11 protein-coding genes are annotated in these 15,266 nt (G+C 67.7%); all 11 read left to right on the forward strand.

Annotated features, from left to right (window positions below):
• Positions 1–607 precede the first annotated feature (607 nt).
• The 11 genes from ACFY9S_RS10775 to ACFY9S_RS10825 all read left to right on the forward strand — a co-directional run bounded on the left by ACFY9S_RS10775 (position 608) and on the right by ACFY9S_RS10825 (position 14,274).
• Positions 608–1,882 carry an extracellular solute-binding protein gene (locus ACFY9S_RS10775; protein ID WP_391125544.1) on the forward strand — a complete coding sequence of 425 codons (1,275 nt, stop codon included), beginning with the start codon at positions 608–610 and terminating at the stop codon, positions 1,880–1,882.
• Positions 1,879–2,022 (forward strand): hypothetical protein, encoded by a 144-nt coding sequence (locus ACFY9S_RS10780; protein WP_391125547.1) that lies wholly within the window; start codon positions 1,879–1,881, stop codon positions 2,020–2,022. Before ACFY9S_RS10775 ends, ACFY9S_RS10780 begins: the two co-directional genes overlap by 4 nt.
• Positions 2,023–2,093: 71 nt before the next feature.
• On the forward strand, positions 2,094–3,044 hold the full coding sequence (locus tag ACFY9S_RS10785; RefSeq protein WP_391125550.1) for an ABC transporter permease subunit: 951 nt from the start codon (positions 2,094–2,096) through the stop codon (positions 3,042–3,044).
• Positions 3,041–3,931 (forward strand): ABC transporter permease subunit, encoded by an 891-nt coding sequence (locus tag ACFY9S_RS10790; protein ID WP_391125553.1) that lies wholly within the window; start codon positions 3,041–3,043, stop codon positions 3,929–3,931. The genes ACFY9S_RS10785 and ACFY9S_RS10790 overlap by 4 nt, the downstream gene beginning before the upstream one ends.
• Positions 3,932–4,042: 111 nt before the next feature.
• Positions 4,043–5,032 (forward strand): alpha/beta hydrolase fold domain-containing protein, encoded by a 990-nt coding sequence (locus ACFY9S_RS10795; protein ID WP_391125555.1) that lies wholly within the window; start codon positions 4,043–4,045, stop codon positions 5,030–5,032.
• Positions 5,029–5,769, forward strand: coding sequence for a TIM barrel protein (locus ACFY9S_RS10800; protein WP_391125558.1), 741 nt, complete (start codon positions 5,029–5,031; stop codon positions 5,767–5,769). The genes ACFY9S_RS10795 and ACFY9S_RS10800 overlap by 4 nt, the downstream gene beginning before the upstream one ends.
• Positions 5,766–6,860: a Gfo/Idh/MocA family oxidoreductase gene (locus tag ACFY9S_RS10805; protein ID WP_391125560.1), complete on the forward strand. Its 1,095-nt coding sequence runs from the start codon at positions 5,766–5,768 to the stop codon at positions 6,858–6,860. The genes ACFY9S_RS10800 and ACFY9S_RS10805 overlap by 4 nt, the downstream gene beginning before the upstream one ends.
• Before the next feature lie 22 nt (positions 6,861–6,882).
• Positions 6,883–9,354 (forward strand): glycoside hydrolase family 2 TIM barrel-domain containing protein, encoded by a 2,472-nt coding sequence (locus ACFY9S_RS10810; RefSeq protein WP_391125563.1) that lies wholly within the window; start codon positions 6,883–6,885, stop codon positions 9,352–9,354.
• Complete coding sequence (locus ACFY9S_RS10815) at positions 9,351–10,001, forward strand: RraA family protein (RefSeq protein WP_391125565.1); 651 nt, start codon at positions 9,351–9,353, stop codon at positions 9,999–10,001. The genes ACFY9S_RS10810 and ACFY9S_RS10815 overlap by 4 nt, the downstream gene beginning before the upstream one ends.
• Before the next feature lie 42 nt (positions 10,002–10,043).
• Positions 10,044–10,631: a TetR family transcriptional regulator gene (locus ACFY9S_RS10820; RefSeq protein WP_391125568.1), complete on the forward strand. Its 588-nt coding sequence runs from the start codon at positions 10,044–10,046 to the stop codon at positions 10,629–10,631.
• A 112-nt stretch (positions 10,632–10,743) separates the two neighbouring features.
• Entirely contained in the window at positions 10,744–14,274 is a 3,531-nt protein-coding gene (locus ACFY9S_RS10825) for an indolepyruvate ferredoxin oxidoreductase family protein (RefSeq protein ID WP_391125571.1), read from the forward strand.
• Positions 14,275–15,266 lie beyond the last annotated feature (992 nt).

Consider the following 15,266-nt stretch of genomic DNA (forward strand, 5'->3'; position numbering starts at 1 on the left):
GCGGGAACCAGGCAACTACCTGGCCTTTCTCGGGCTGGCATCCGCCCTCTGCTGCTACAAGCGGTTCCTCAAACTGACCATGTAGGACACGGTCTTAGCACTGCCCCCTCGATTTCGATCACATATCGGCTCGGCCGACAGCGGCATACGCATGGAACCCGGAGATCTCGAGTGCGTCACGGAGGTCCCGAGGCCCGTGATGCCCAGCGACCCTTTCAGTGAAGAGCCAAGCTCTTTACCAAAAGCCGACGAGAAAGCGTTGACAGGCGACGCACCCGGCCCCATAGTCGACACAACTGAGATTCGCTTCGCACTTCAGAGTGAGCCGCTCGGTTCGAGCGCAAGCACTCCGAGCCTCGGACGCTGCTCTGCGGGCCGACGCATCTCGTAGGCCAGACGGGCCAACAAGGGCTGGCGCACACCTCAAGTGAAACCCCAATCGCAAGCCGTTCGGCAGTGTTCGTAGGGATGAGTCCCCGATGACGGGAAGCTCTCAACGACTCCGTGCGCGACACGCCGCTCGCAGATCAACCGGCAGGCTCCGCTAGGCGGACGGCCGACGGAAGGAGTTCCCATGGCTTCACGGTGGGCAAGGGAGGCTGGGGTCATGTTGGCCGTTGCCTCGCTCGTCACGCTCAGCGCCTGTAGCGGTTCCGCCGACTCGGGCGGTTCGAGTTCCGGCGGCAAGCCGGTGACGGTGGAGTTCTGGGGGGCGGCGGTCGGCCTCGACAAGTCCGTGACGCTGTTCAACAAGACGCACAAGGACATCAAGGTCAAGTACAGCCAGATCCCGGCGGGCAGCATCGGCGGCTACGCCAAGATGCAGAACGCGGTGAAGGCCGGCAACGCGCCCTGTCTCGGTCAGGTGGGCTACGACACCCTGTCGAACTTCATCGCCACCGGCGCGCTGGAGGACATCCACGAGTACGCCGATGCCAGCAAGGACAAGTTCGTGCCGTGGACCTGGCAGATGTCCAGCATCGGCGACCAGGTGTTCGGCATCCCGGTCGACACCGGGCCCATGGCGATGTACTACCGCACCGACCTGTTCAAGAAGTACAAGATCTCGCCACCGAAGACCTGGGACGATTTCGCCGCGGCCGCGCGGAAGGTGCACAGCGCCAACCCCTCGGCCTACCTGACGACCACGCCGCAGGACGCCTATGACCTGGGGGCGCTGACCTGGCAGGCCGGAGGCAAGTGGTTCGGTACCGCGAACGACCGGTGGCAGGTGACCATCGACAACCCGCAGACGAAGAAGGTGTCGCAGTACTGGCAGGGCCTGCTGGACAAGAAGCTGGTCACCAGTGACCCGATGCTGGACACGGCCTGGTTCAAGAAGGTGCAGGACGGGCAGTTGCTGTCGCTCGTCAGCGCCGTGTGGGCGGCTCCGCTGATCTCCAAGAACCTGCCCGAGCTGTCCGGCAAGTGGGCCGTGGCGCCCATGCCCCAGTGGTCCGCCGGGCAGAAGGCGGCCGGTAACCGCGGAGGCTCGGCGACCGTGGTGCTCAAGGGCTGCGAGCACCCGAAGGAAGCCACGGAGTTCGCGACCTGGATGAGCACCAACAGCGACAGTGTCACCAATCTGATCAAGAACACGGGCATCTACCCGGCCGCGACGAGCGGACAGCAGCTGCCTGCCGTGGACCAGCCGTCGAAGTACTTCGGCGGACAGAACATCTACGACGTGTTCAAGACGGCGGCCGCGAACACGAGCACGGGCTGGATGTGGGGCCCGACGATGAGCCAGGTTCAGTCCGACATGAAGGACGGGCTCAAGAAGGCCGGAGCCGGGCAGGGCACCATCCCGAAGACCGTGACCTCCGTCCAGGACAGCACCGTCGACGCCATGAAGAGCCAGGGGCTGAGCGTCGGGAAGTGACGCGCGCGGAGAAGGACGGCGGGCGCCCGGCGGCCTTCCTGACCTGCCGGGCGCCGGCGCCGCGGCTTCACGCCCTCGGTCTCGACATGCGGGTGACCGTCCTCGCCTGTGCCACCACCGCCCCCGCCCCCGCAGGGTGACGACCAGCCCGACCAGCATCAATGACCAGCCGGTCCCTCACTTCACGGGACCACTTCAGCAAGGAGCAGGCATGGCGACAAGAACGCCTGGCGACGCTCTCGCCCACCCCATCGCCGGCTCGGCAGCGAAGCGTATCCCCGGCCGTGGCCACACTCGTTCCGCGGTCCTCTTCCTGGCACCGTTCGGGCTGCTGTTCACGGCGATGATGCTCGCACCGATCGTCTACGCGGTGTACCAGAGCTTCTTCAAAACGAACCGCAGCGGCCTCGGACTGGGACCGTCGACGACTGTCTTCGCCGGGATCGACAACTACGTGACGGCTCTGCACGACAGCCGGTTCATGGCGTCGTTCCTGCGGGTGTTCACACTCGGCATCGTGCAGGTGCCGGTGATGCTGGGCCTGGCGCTCCTTCTGGCGCTGCTGCTGGACTCGCGTGGCGCCGTGTTCAAGAAGGTCTTCCGGCAGATCTACTTCCTGCCCTACGCGCTGCCGGGCGTGATCGCCGCGATCATGTGGTCGTTCCTGTACGCACCGAGCGTCAGCCCGTTCACCGCTGCCCTGCGGCACGTCGGGCTCGATGTGAACTTCCTGTCCGACGACCTCGTGCTCGCCTCGATCGGCAACATGATGACGTGGGCCTGGACCGGCTTCAACATGCTGATCATCTACTCGGCCTTGCAGGCGATCCCCGGTGAACTCACCGAAGCCGCTGTGATGGACGGCTGTTCCGGGTGGCGGGTCGCCTGGCACGTGAAGATTCCCGCGGTACGGCCGGCGCTGATCCTCACCACGGTGTTCTCCATCATCGGCACCGCCCAGCTGTTCAACGAGCCCGCAGTGCTGAGTCAGGTCGCCCCGACCGTCTCCCCGACCTACACGCCGATCCTGGCCACACAGCAGTCGGCGGACATCAACAACTACAACTACGCCGCCACCCAGTCGGTCATCCTCGCCCTGCTGACCTTCGTGCTGTCGTTCGGCTTCCTCAAGTTCACCCAGCGGAAGGGCACCTTCGCATGACGACCGTCACTCCCGCAGCAACACGTGCCGCCGGGCCTCCCGGGCGACTGCGTACGTCATCGCTGACCGGCCGGGCGGGCGTGTTCGCGGTCATGGCGCTCTTCGCCCTGTACACGCTCATCCCGGTCTGGTGGCTGCTCGTCACCGCGACGAAGAACAAGGGCTACCTGTTCACCACGAACGGGCTGTGGTTCTCCCACTTCGACCTGTGGACCAACATCCGTGACGTCTTCCAGGAACAGGACGGCATCTTCGCCCGGTGGCTGCTGAACAGCGCCCTCTACAGCATCGGCGGCGCGGCGGTGAGCACGACGCTGTCGGCCATGGCCGGGTACGCGCTGGCCAAGTACGCCTTCCGCGGTCGCGACCTGACCTTCAACGTCATCCTCGGTGCCGTCCTCATCCCGGACGTCATGTTCGCGCTGCCCCTGTACCTGATGTTCAGCCAGGTCCACCTCGTCAACACCTACTGGGCCGTCTTCCTGCCCAGCGTCGTCAGCCCGTTCGGGGTCTACCTGTCGCGCATCTACGCCGGAGCCTCGGTACCGGATGAACTGATCGAAGCCGCACGACTCGACGGTGCCGGCGAGGCCCGGATCTTCTGGCGGGTCGCCATGCCGATCATGTCCCCCGCGCTGGTCACCATTTTCCTGTTCCAGTTCGTCAGCATCTGGAACAACTACCTGCTGCCCCTGCTCATGCTCAACAGCGACGAACTCCAGCCGGTCACCGTCGGGCTGGCCAACTGGAGGGAAGGGGTGAACCAAGGCATCCCCTACAACATCACCATCACCGGCGCGTTCCTCTCGGTGATCCCGTTGATCGTCGCGTTTCTCGTCCTGCAGAGGTTCTGGCGGTCCGGACTGGCCGCCGGGAGCGTGAAGTAGGCCTGCCGCCCGGCATTCCGGCCGGCCACGCGGCTGACCGGACCTCCCCCGCCGCCTCCCGCCTGCGCGCGCTGCACCCGATTCCCCCGCACCCCTGGAGACCTGACCCTGATGGCCCTGCATCCCAGCATCTCCGCCCGGCTCAGCCTGATCGAGGACCTCCCGTCCTGGCGCGAGGCACTCAACGATCCGGCTGTGCAACTGCGCCTGCGGGAATACCGGACCTGGAAGGCGGCACCGGCACTGCCCTCCGTCGAAACCAGCGACGAGAGCATCCCCGGCCCGCACGGCCCGATAGCCGTCCGCGTCTACCGGCCGCCGTCAGCACCGCAGCGGCCTCGCCCCGGCCTGGTCTGGGTGCACGGCGGCGGATGGGTCTTCGGCGATCTCGACATGCACGAGGCCGACTGGACCGCCCGCGAGGTGTGCGTCAGGGCCGACGCCGTGGTCGTGAGCGTGGATTACCGGCTCGCGGTCGACGGCGTGACGTATCCGGTGCCGCACGACGATGTCGTGGCGGCCGTCCGATGGGTGCGCGAGAACGCCGCGGTGCTCGGCATCGAACCGGCGCGGATCACCGTTGGTGGCGCGAGCGCGGGGGCGAACCTCGCCGCAGGAGCCGTACTTCGCCTGCGGGACGACGACAACTGGCTGCCCGCCACACTGGTGCTGGCCTATGCGACCATGCACCCCGTCTCCCCGCCCCTCGCGCCGGCACTGGCCGAAGCATTCGCGCCGTTGCCGCGCATGGTCCGGATCCTGCCGGAGGACGTGGCCGAGATGACGGCCAACTACCTCGGCGGCACGCCGGACCCGCACGGCTACGCCTTCCCTGCGGGCGCCGTCCTGGACGGGCTCTGTCCCACCCTGGTGCTCGACGCCGAGTACGACGATCTGCGCGCCAGCAGCGAGGCATTCGCGGCCGCACTCGTGAAGTCGGGCGTACCCGTGCGGCATGTCACGGTGCCCGGCGTACTGCACGGCTTCCTCAACCTGCCCTCTTCGGTTGAACCGGTGGACCACGCGCTCGCTGTCCTGGCCGAGACGGTGACAACGGCTCATGCGGGAGAACTCGTGCCGGACCAGGGAGAAGGCGAATGACGGAGCGCCTGTACTCAGTGCAGCTCTATACGCTGCGCAACGCCATCGAGACCGATCTCCCGGGGACACTCGCGCGTGTTGCCGCGATGGGATTCGAGAACGTGGAGCTGTGGAGGTTCGAGCAGTACCGCGACGCGTACCGGCGTGCGCTGGCCGAGACACCGCTGCGCCCGCTCAGCGCACACGCGAGCCTTGTCGATGGAAACGCTTCCGCGGCCGTCCGCATGGCAGCAGAGCTCGGAGTCGGCACGCTCATCGAACCGCACATCATCGCTCAGCGCTGGACCACGCGGGCGGACATCGAAGCGGCGGCTGCGAGTCTGAACGGCGTCGCGAGGCTCGCCCGGGACGCAGGCGTCACCATCGGGTACCACAACCACGACCACGAGGTCCGTCAGGGCTTCGGCGGCAGGACCGGCCTCGAAGTCTTCGCGGAGGCGCTGGACGAGGACGTCGTCCTGGAACTCGACACCTTCTGGGCCGAGGTCGGTGGCGCTTCCGCCGTGGAGTTGATCTCCCGGCTCGGGGCGCGCGTCAGGTTCCTGCATCTCAAGGACGGCCCGTACACCACAACCCTCCTGGAGCAGCAGCCGGTCGGCCAGGGGGCGATGCCGGTGGCGAACATCCTGAAGGCCGCACCGGACGCGGTCCGCGTCGTGGAACTGGACGACTACGCGGGCGACCCGTTCGAAGCCGTGCAGCAGAGCCTGCGTCACCTGGTGGAGGTCGACCGGTGAACTCCAAGCGAGTGGGTGTCGGCGTCATCGGCGCCGGCGTCATCAGCAGCCACTACCTCGAGAACCTGACGCGGTTCCCTGATCTGAACGTGGTCGCGATAGCGGACCTCGACCAGGAGCGCGCCCGTGCTCGCGCGCGGGAGTTCGGGTTGCGGCACCTGCTCGTCCACGAGCTCCTGACCCACGACGACATCGAGATCGTGCTGAACCTCACCGTCCCCGCCGCCCACTTCGACGTGTCGGCCCGGATCCTCGCGAGCGGCAAGCACGTCTGGAGTGAGAAGCCCCTCGCCACCAGCCGCCGCGACGCACGACTGCTGCTGGACAAGGCCGGCCGGAGAGGACTTCGCATGGCCTGCGCGCCCGACACGTTCCTCGGTGGTGCCCTGCAGACGGCACAGCGAGCGGTCCTCGCGGGCCGCATCGGCGAACCGAGGAGCGCGCTGGCGATCATGCAGTCCCCGGGACCGGAAGGCACCCACCCGAATCCCGCCTTCTACTACGACCAGGGAGCCGGCCCGCTGCTGGACATGGGGCCGTACCACGTCACCGCGCTCGTGCAGACCTTGGGTGCCGTCCGGCGCGTGAGCTCGGTTTCCTCAACCGCACGGGCCGTCAGGCGCGTTCTCGTCGGCGCGGACGCCGGGACCGAGTTCGACGTGCGCGTACCGAGTCAGCACATGGCTCTGCTCGAGTTCGCCTCCGGCGCTCGGGCGACTCTTGTCACGAGCTTCGATTCGGGCATCCGCCGCGACCTCCTCGAACTGCACGGCACCGAAGCCTCACTAGAGGTTCCGAACCCCAACCGCTTCGCTGGAACAGGCAGGTTCGTCCCTCTCCACGCGGAACCGGAAGACGTACCCGCTGTCGGGTCCACGTTGGGCCGGGGAGTGGGGGTGCTGGAGCTCGCTCGCTCGATACGCGACGACGTACCGGAACGCGCCTCCGGCGCTCTCGCCTGCCACGTTCTCGACGTGCTCCTCGCCATCGAGGAGGCGGCACGGGCCGGGATACCGCTGACCCTCGAATCCACCGTGGCATCACCGGCCCCGCTGGACGAGGACTGGGACCCCACGGCCGCGACCCTCTAGAACGATCGAGCAAGGAAGTTCAATGATCCGCATCCCGTTCAACGACGCGTGGCGCGTCGGCCCTCTCGTGTCCGTTCACGAGGCGATCGTGGTCGCCGGTGCCGGCGATGAAGAAGTCACCCTGCCGCACGACGCCATGCTGGGGGGAGGGCGGTCGGCGGAGGACTCCGGTGGACCGCAGACGGGCTACTTCCGCGACGGAAAGTGGACCTACGAGAAGCAGTTCGACGTGTTGGAGGAATGGGCGACGAAGCGAGTCTGCTTCGAGTTCGAAGGTGTCTACCGCGACGCGATGGTCTACATCAACGGTGCTCTCGCCGGACAGTGGGCAGGCGGATACTCCCGCTTCCATGTCAGCGCGGACCCGTTCTTGAAGTACGGCCAGGCCAACACCGTCCGAGTGGACGCACAGGCACACCAGGACTCCCGCTGGTACTCGGGGGGCGGCCTCCACCGTCCCGTCAGCCTCCTCGTCGGCAACCTCGTCCACGTCACTCCGACCGGCCTGCGACTCACCACGCCGGACATCGACGCTGATCTCGCCACCGTGGTGGCGGCGACCAAGCTCGTCAACGAGGACATCTCCACTCGCGTCGTCGAAGTGCTTCTCGAGATCCTGGACGCCGGGGGTGAGGTGGTGGCGTCCGACCGGGCCCGGGTCACGCTCCTGGCGGGCGAAGGGATCACCACCCATCAGCGGACCTACGTCCAGCGGCCGTCGCTGTGGAGCATCGACTCGCCCCACCTCTACCACGCGTCCGTGCGCCTCTTTGACGACAGCGGCCCGCTCGACGAGGCTTCCACGCACTTCGGTATCCGCACCGTCACCGCCGACCCGATCCGCGGCCTGCGGGTCAACGGCGAGACCGTCAAGCTCCGCGGCGGTGCGATCCACCACGACAACGGCATCCTCGGCGCGGCCGACTTCGCCGACGCCGCCGAGCGGCGGGTGCGGATGCTGAAGGCCGCGGGCTTCAACGCCGTACGCTCCGCGCACAACCCGATGAGCGTCGCCCTGCTCGACGCGTGCGACCGTCTCGGCATGCTCGTCATGGACGAGTTGTTCGACGTGTGGACGGTCGCGAAGTCCGGTGACGACTACTCGCGCAGATTCCCGCAGTGGTGGGAACGCGACGTCGACTCACTCGTGGCGAAGGACTTCAACCACCCCAGCGTGATCATGTACTCGATCGGCAACGAGATCATCGAGTCCGGAACCCCGCACGGCACGCGCCTGGGACGCCGCATCGCCGACCGAGTACGCGCGCAGGACCCCACCCGTCTGATCACCCACGCCCTCCAGGGCATGTACATCGCCCGAGACAAGATCCCCGCGCTGAAGGCGGAACTGGGGCAGGACGCCGCACCTGTCCGCGGTCTGAACGACTACCTGGGCCAGGTGACGCATCTGATCGACGCCCTGATGGCCTCGCCGGTCGTCGGTGAGCGGCTCGCCGAACCCGCCTCCGTACTCGACGTCGTGGGGCTCAACTACGGCGAGAGCCGGTACGTACTGGACAAGGAGGCCCACCCCAACCGTGTGGTCGTGGGCTCGGAGACGTTCCCGACGAAGATCGACCGGCTGTGGCAGCTCGTCACCGAGAACCCCCACGTCATCGGCGACTTCACCTGGACCGCATGGGACTTCCTCGGTGAGGTGGGAACCGGCCGGCATGTCTATCCCGAGGACCAGCAGGTGCACCGCGCCCCCTACCCGTGGCTCACCGCCGAGTGCGGAGACATCGACATCATCGGACAGCGTCACCCCATCTCCTACTACCGCGAGATCGTCTACGGGCTCACACAGACGCCCTACCTCGCCGTGCGACGCCCCCGCGAGGACGGCTACGTCATCAAGCCCAGGGCATGGACCTGGACCGATGTCTTCCCCAGCTGGACCTTCGACGTTCCTGTCGGCTCGCCGCTCCACGTCGAGGCCTACGCGGCGGCCGAGGAGGTCGAGTTCCGGCTCAACGGCACCACCGTCGCGGTCGTTCCCGTCGGCACCGAGCGGAACTTCGTCGCCGGAGCCGACGTGCCCTACGAGCCCGGTCTCCTGGAGGTCGTGGCGTACCGCGACGGAGCGGAGGTGGGACGCTCGGCGCTGCGCACCGCCGGCGAACCCACGCACCTGAGCCTGGAGACGGACCGCACCGAACTCGGCGCCGATCCGCAGCGGTTGGCCCACATCGACCTCACCCTGATCGACGCCAACGGTGTGCTCAACCCGAACCGGGACACAAAGATCACGATCCAGATCGACGGTCCCGGTGTCCTCCAAGGATTCGGTACGGGAGCGCCGTCCACCGAGGAGAGCTTCCTCGACGATTCCGCCACTTCGTTCAAGGGACGTGCCCTGGCGATCGTCCGGGCCACCGGGGAAACGGGACGGATCACCGTCACAGCCCGGGCGCACGGACTCCCGGACGCCTCCATCGAGATCGACGTCGTCCAGGCACCCATTCATCACGTGACAGGGGAAGGACAGAAATGACCTACGCGCCGACATCGGCCGGCTCGCCCAACATCGAGGTCGGCCCGAAGTGGCAGCGTCCTGACGGGGAGTTGCTCGCACAGTTCCAGCGGCATTCGGTCGCGAACATCGGAGACGCGCTCGGGCGCCTCGGCATGCCCGACGGTGGCATCACACCCCTCTGGGACGGCTGCCGTGCCGTGGGCAGCGCCCTGACGGTCCTGACGGTCGCCGGAGACGATCTGGCCGTAATCGACGCCGTCGCCCACATCGAACCCGACGACTTCCTCGTCATCAACGGATTCGGTTACCCGGGCCGGGCCGTGATGGGCGACATCCTCACCCAGTACTTCTCCTCGCGGGGTGCCGTGGGAGCGATCGTCGACGGAGCGGTCAGGGACCGCGACGAGATCCGGCACCAGCAGTTCCCCGTATGGTCGCGTTCGGTCACGCCGGCAGGGCCGTGGAAACATGGCCCGGGAGCCGTCGGGACGCCCGTCGCCATCGGCGGTGTCGTCATCAATGCCGGTGACGTGGTCGTCGCCGACGCCGACGGCATCGTCGCAGTGCCCCTGAAGAAGGCGCACGACATCGCCGCCGAGCTGGCGCAGATCGCGGAGTCCGAGCAGGGCATGCGCACGCAGGCCAAGCAAGCGCCCACGAAATGAGCCGCGTACATGAAGAGGACGCGCATGCGGAGGGATCAGCGGTTGAACAACGCCAAGCTGATCCAGGCCGCCGCAGAGCTTTTCGAGCGGTGCGAGCAGCCGATCAGCCTCGCCGACATCGCTCGGCAGGCGGATGTGTCGGTCGCGACGGCTTACCGGCACTTCGAGTCCGCGGACGACGCCCTCAGTGCCTATCGACGGGACATCGTGAGCAAGTTCCGCGATCACAGTCTCGAGCAGCCGAGCAACGGTCTGGCCCTGCTCGAGAGTGTCTGCGGCTTCTGGGTGGACCTCATCCTCGCCGAAGGCGCGGCGCTGGTGCACCGCCGGTCGTCGGAAGGGTTTCTCGCGCGGTACAAAGCCGATGAGCCGTACCTGGGAGGCCAGGCGGAGGCCCTCGCCCGTCCCATCCGTGAACTCGTGGCGATTCTCGGGGTGGGCGAGCTCGTCGGCGTCGAGGACGAAGCCGCCTTCCTGTGGAACGTCCTCTTCGACCCCCGGGAGATCTTCGATCTCCGTGACACGCTCGCGCTGTCGCCCGCGCAGATCACGCACCGACTGGTGTCGGCGTTCCGCGGCGCGCTGCTCGGCTGGGCGACCGCGCGGCTGACCGAACCGGTGCCGCGGTGAGGAACTCCGTCGCGGATCCCAGCCCTGCCCTGCCCGGAGGCAGCCGGCGAAGTTCGCCGTCCAACGGCCATCCGAGGGGCAGCGGCCCCGAACCATTGTCAGGGAGAGGACGATGACCGCATCCATCACCGAGGCGCAGCAGCCGGGCGGCCGACGCTTCCGCCTGGAAGACCGCTACCTGCGTGAAGAAGGCGTCCTGCACCTCTCCGGGATCCAGGCTCTCGTCCGCGTCCTCCTGGATCGATCCAGGCGTGACCGTCTGAACGGACTGCACACCGCGACGTTCGTATCCGGGTACGAGGGATCACCACTCGCCGGGTACGACATCGAGTTGGCACGGCGCGAGGCGTTGCTGCACGAGCACGACGTCGTCCACCGACCGGGGCTCAACGAGGAACTCGCCGCGACCGCCGTCATGGGCAGCCAGTTGGCCGGCCAGATCGGAACCTCACGGTGCGACGGCGTGGTGGGCATCTGGTACGGCAAGTCCCCCGGCCTCGACCGCGCCTCCGATGCCCTGCGCCACGCGAACCTGGTGGGCACGGGCCCCTCAGGCGGCGCTGTCGCGCTGGTCGGCGACGATCCGGGAGCCAAGTCGTCCAGCGTGCCATGTGCCAGCGAGGCGACGCTCGCGGACCTGGCGATCCCGACGCTGTACCCGGCCGATGCGCAGGACGTCCTCGACTTCGGGATACACGCGCAGTTCCTCTCCCGATTCAGCGGCGTGTGGTCCGGCCTGAAGGTCACCACCGCGGTCGCGGACGCGGCGTCCACGGCCGTCGTGGCGCGCGATCGCATCTCGGTCGTGGAGGGCGACACGGGCGCCGGCCCGCACAAGCCGAGCTCGATGCTCCTCGGCGCACAGCTCATGGCGCTCGAGCGCAGCCTGCACGAAGTCCGGCTCCCCCGCGCGGTGGCGTACGCCCGGCTCAACGGCCTCAACCGCGTGGTGCAGCGCGGGCCGTCGGACAGGATCGGCATCCTGACGTCCGGCAAAACTTATCTCGACGTCCGCGAGGCCCTGCGCATCATCGGTCTCACCGACGAGGACCTCGCACGGTACGGGATCAGGATCCTCAAACTCGGCATGATCTTCCCCCTCGAACGTGACGCCGTCATCGAGTTCGCGGACGGTCTCGACCAGGTGGTGGTCGTCGAGGAGAAGCGGCCGTTCCTGGAAGCCGCCGTCAAGGCGACCCTCTTCGGCCGCCCCGATGCCCCGTTCGTCCACGGCAAGCAGGACCAGGACGGGCGGTCGCTGTTCAGCCGCTCAGGAGAGCTCGACGCGGACGGCATCGCCACCGGACTGTCCAGGGTGCTCGCGCGGCTCGGCATCGATGCCGCCCGCGCATGGCGTCAGCGGCCCAGGGCCCGTACCGCGTCGGCGCTGCCGCTCCTGGCCCGCAGCCCGTACTACTGCTCGGGGTGTCCGCACAACACCTCGACCACCGCCGGCGGGGACTCGCCGGTCGGCGCGGGCATCGGCTGCCACTCCATGGTCGTGTTCATGGATCCCGAACAGGTCGGCCCGGTCGTCGGCATGACCCAGATGGGCGGGGAAGGGGCTCAGTGGATCGGGATGGAGCCGTTCGTCGACGCCGACCACTTCGTGCAGAACATCGGGGACGGCACTTTCATGCATTCGGGCAGTCTGGCCGTCCGGGCGGCGATCGCCGCGGGGGTGAACGTCACGTTCAAGCTGCTCTACAACGGGACGGTCGCCATGACCGGCGGCCAGGACGCCGTCGGCGCCCTGCCGGTCGACCGGCTCGCAGCCACGCTCGTCGACGAAGGCGTCACCAAGGTGATCATCACGACCGAGGACAGGGCACGCATCCCGCGGGCCCGGCTTCCGAAGTCGGTGAAGGTCCTCGACCGGGCCGTGATCGAGGACGCACTGGCGGAGCTCAAGGCCACCGCCGGTGTCACGGTCCTCATCCACGACCAGGAATGCGCCGCCGAGAAACGGCGTGCCCGCCGGCGCGGCAAGGCCCAGGCACCGACGACGCGAGTCTGGATCAACGAGCGCATCTGCGAGGGCTGCGGTGACTGCGGCCGCAAGTCGAACTGCCTGTCGGTGCACCCGGTCCCGACCGAGTTCGGCCGCAAGACCAGGATCGACCAGTCCTCGTGCAACCTGGACTACTCGTGCCTCGACGGCGACTGCCCGGCGTTCATGACCATCGAGCCTGCCGGCAAGCCGCAGCGCGCGGAACTCCCCACCCTGGCGGCCACCGACGTCGCCGAGCCGGCCCGCACGGCCGGTGCGGGCTCCTTCGGCATGCGGATCACCGGGATCGGGGGCACGGGCATCGTCACCGTCTCCCAGGTGCTGGCAACCGCGGCCGTGATCGACGGCCGTCACGCGCGCAGCCTCGACCAGACCGGACTCGCCCAGAAGGGCGGCGCCGTCGTCTCCGACATCAAGATCACAGAGGGTGTCGTGGAACAAGGGGCCAAGATCGGCGAGGGGCAGTGCAACCTGTACCTCGCATGCGACCCGCTGGTTGCGACCGATCCGAAGTACCTGTCCGTCGCCTCCCCGGACCGCACTGTCGCCGTCATGACCACGACCGAGATACCCACCGGGGAGATGGTGGTCGACACGGCAGTCAGCTTTCCGGCTCCCGATGCCGTGCGCCACGCCGTCGGCGGTGCGACGCGCCAGCTCGTGGCTCTGGACTCCGGCTCACTGGCCACGCAGCTCTTCGACGACGAGCAGTACGCCAACATGCTGCTGGTGGGAGCCGCGTACCAGACCGGGCTGCTGCCGATGCCGGCTTCGACCATCGAAGAGGCCATCGCCCTGAACGGCGTCGCCGTCGACCGCAACGTGCAGGCCTTCCGGCGCGGCCGCCAGGCGGTCGCCGACCCGGAGGCGCTGCGTGCCGCGCTGACGGGCTCGGCATTCCCGGAGGCGGGGCCGCGGCTCGCCGCCGGAGCCACCGAGCTCGTGACCTCGGTCACCGATGGCGAGGAGTCGGAGCTGCATCGTCTCCTCACCGTGCGCGTGGCCGACCTCATCGACTACCAGGACAGGCGCTACGCCCGCACGTACGTCGACTTCGTCAAGGCGGTGGCGGTCGCGGAACACGCTGCCGTCGGTGGTTCCACCGAGTTGACAGAGGCGGTCGCCCGTCATCTCCACAAGCTCATGGCGTACAAGGACGAGTACGAGGTGGCACGGCTCGCCCTCGATCCCGTCGTGGACGACCACATCACCGCAACATTCGGAAGCGCGAGCCGACGCTCCTACCGGCTGCATCCGCCTGTTCTGCGCGCTGCGGGCATGAAGAGGAAAGTCGCTCTGGGGAGCTGGTTCCGTCCGATCCTCGGCCTGCTGCGAGCACTGCGGCGCGTTCGAGGGACCCGCCTCGATGTGTTCGGACTTCAGCACATGCGACGGATCGAGCGTCAGCTCGTCGACGAGTACCGCGAGTCGATCAACGCCGCGCTCGGGCTCTTGAACGAGGAGAACCTGGCCGAGGTCCGCCGGCTCGCGGAGCTGCCGGATGCCGTTCGCGGATACGAAGGCGTCAAACTCGCGAACGTCGAGCGCTACCGGGCCGACAAGGCCGGCATACTTCGTGAGCTGCAGGAGAGCGCGGACCCAGAGTCGACGGGCGCCGGACAGGGCCGTTGAACTCCGTCGCGTAGCGAGTGCGGTGCCAGGCGTATCTCCGACGCAAGGTCTCCCGCGCACGCCCTTGCGCGGGACGTCGGCGTGGGAGAGCGTCGGCATCTGCGCTGCGCCTGGCCGTCGCGGCAGGCACTCACTCCTTGAGGACACGGGATTACGGTCGTGAGGCGTGTGAGTGTCAGCTGTGCCGGGGCGGAGCGTGCTGGACGGGGGAATGGCCCCTGTGGACCAGATGGCACCGCCGGTGAACAACGATGCCCTCTGTTCGAGCGAGAGGGCGTCCAGGTCGACTCCAGCCATACGCTGCCCAGAGACCGCTTACGGCTTCAGCAGGGTTGGTTGTTCGGGCTGGAGTGGGCCGATGTTTCGTGGGCGGGCGGTGGGCTGCTCGCTGACGCCTACATCACGGAACAAACGGATATCCCCAGGTACCGAAGGACGGGCGAGCCGTTGCAGCGTGGAACGCAGGCGACGTCCCTGACAGTTGCTCCTCCAGGAAACGCCCGACCACGTTCGGGGTGACTGAGTTCCCGGCGGACCTCGGCAACGGACGAGGCCAGCTTCTTTTTCTCCGCGCAGATCTGCGTCAGGCGCTCGATCGCATCGTCCTGCGTGCCGAAACCAGCCTCCTCACGCTCTTTACCGGGAGCATCCCTGAACCGAATCGTGTACGGGTGCGGGCATACGTGGGCTTGGAACAACCGCACTCCTTGAAGAACGACCCCATCCCACGGGCAAGCTGTCGAGCCACGCAGCAAGGCTTCCGAGTGAAGCGCCGGGCGAGGCAGCAGGCTCTGTGCCTCGGTGCAGGTCAGCAGGCCGGACACCGTCCGACCCGATGCTGACCATTTGCTGACCCGAAGGCGGTGATCAGGTCTCTGACCTGCGGAAACACCAAACCATTAGATCTTGGACTTGAACAGCTGGGTGCGAATCGGCTTCAGTCCCGCCCTTGACCCGCAGCGCTTGGTGACGTCGCAGAGCCACCACCCGGA

Source organism: Streptomyces sp. NPDC012474 (genome assembly GCF_042955185.1).
Classification (GTDB): domain Bacteria; phylum Actinomycetota; class Actinomycetes; order Streptomycetales; family Streptomycetaceae; genus Streptomyces; species Streptomyces cahuitamycinicus.

Bases quoted from the DNA above. Each gene is read 5' to 3' on its own strand.
- ACFY9S_RS10800 (WP_391125558.1), top strand. From the start codon at position 5,029: ATGACGGAGCGCCTGTACTCAGTGCAGCTCTATACGCTGCGCAACGCC.
- ACFY9S_RS10790 (WP_391125553.1), top strand. From the start codon at position 3,041: ATGACGACCGTCACTCCCGCAGCAACACGTGCCGCCGGGCCTCCCGGG.
- ACFY9S_RS10825 (WP_391125571.1), top strand. From the start codon at position 10,744: ATGACCGCATCCATCACCGAGGCGCAGCAGCCGGGCGGCCGACGCTTC.
- ACFY9S_RS10810 (WP_391125563.1), top strand. From the start codon at position 6,883: ATGATCCGCATCCCGTTCAACGACGCGTGGCGCGTCGGCCCTCTCGTG.
- ACFY9S_RS10795 (WP_391125555.1), top strand. From the start codon at position 4,043: ATGGCCCTGCATCCCAGCATCTCCGCCCGGCTCAGCCTGATCGAGGAC.
- ACFY9S_RS10775 (WP_391125544.1), top strand. From the start codon at position 608: ATGTTGGCCGTTGCCTCGCTCGTCACGCTCAGCGCCTGTAGCGGTTCC.
- ACFY9S_RS10815 (WP_391125565.1), top strand. From the start codon at position 9,351: ATGACCTACGCGCCGACATCGGCCGGCTCGCCCAACATCGAGGTCGGC.
- ACFY9S_RS10785 (WP_391125550.1), top strand. From the start codon at position 2,094: ATGGCGACAAGAACGCCTGGCGACGCTCTCGCCCACCCCATCGCCGGC.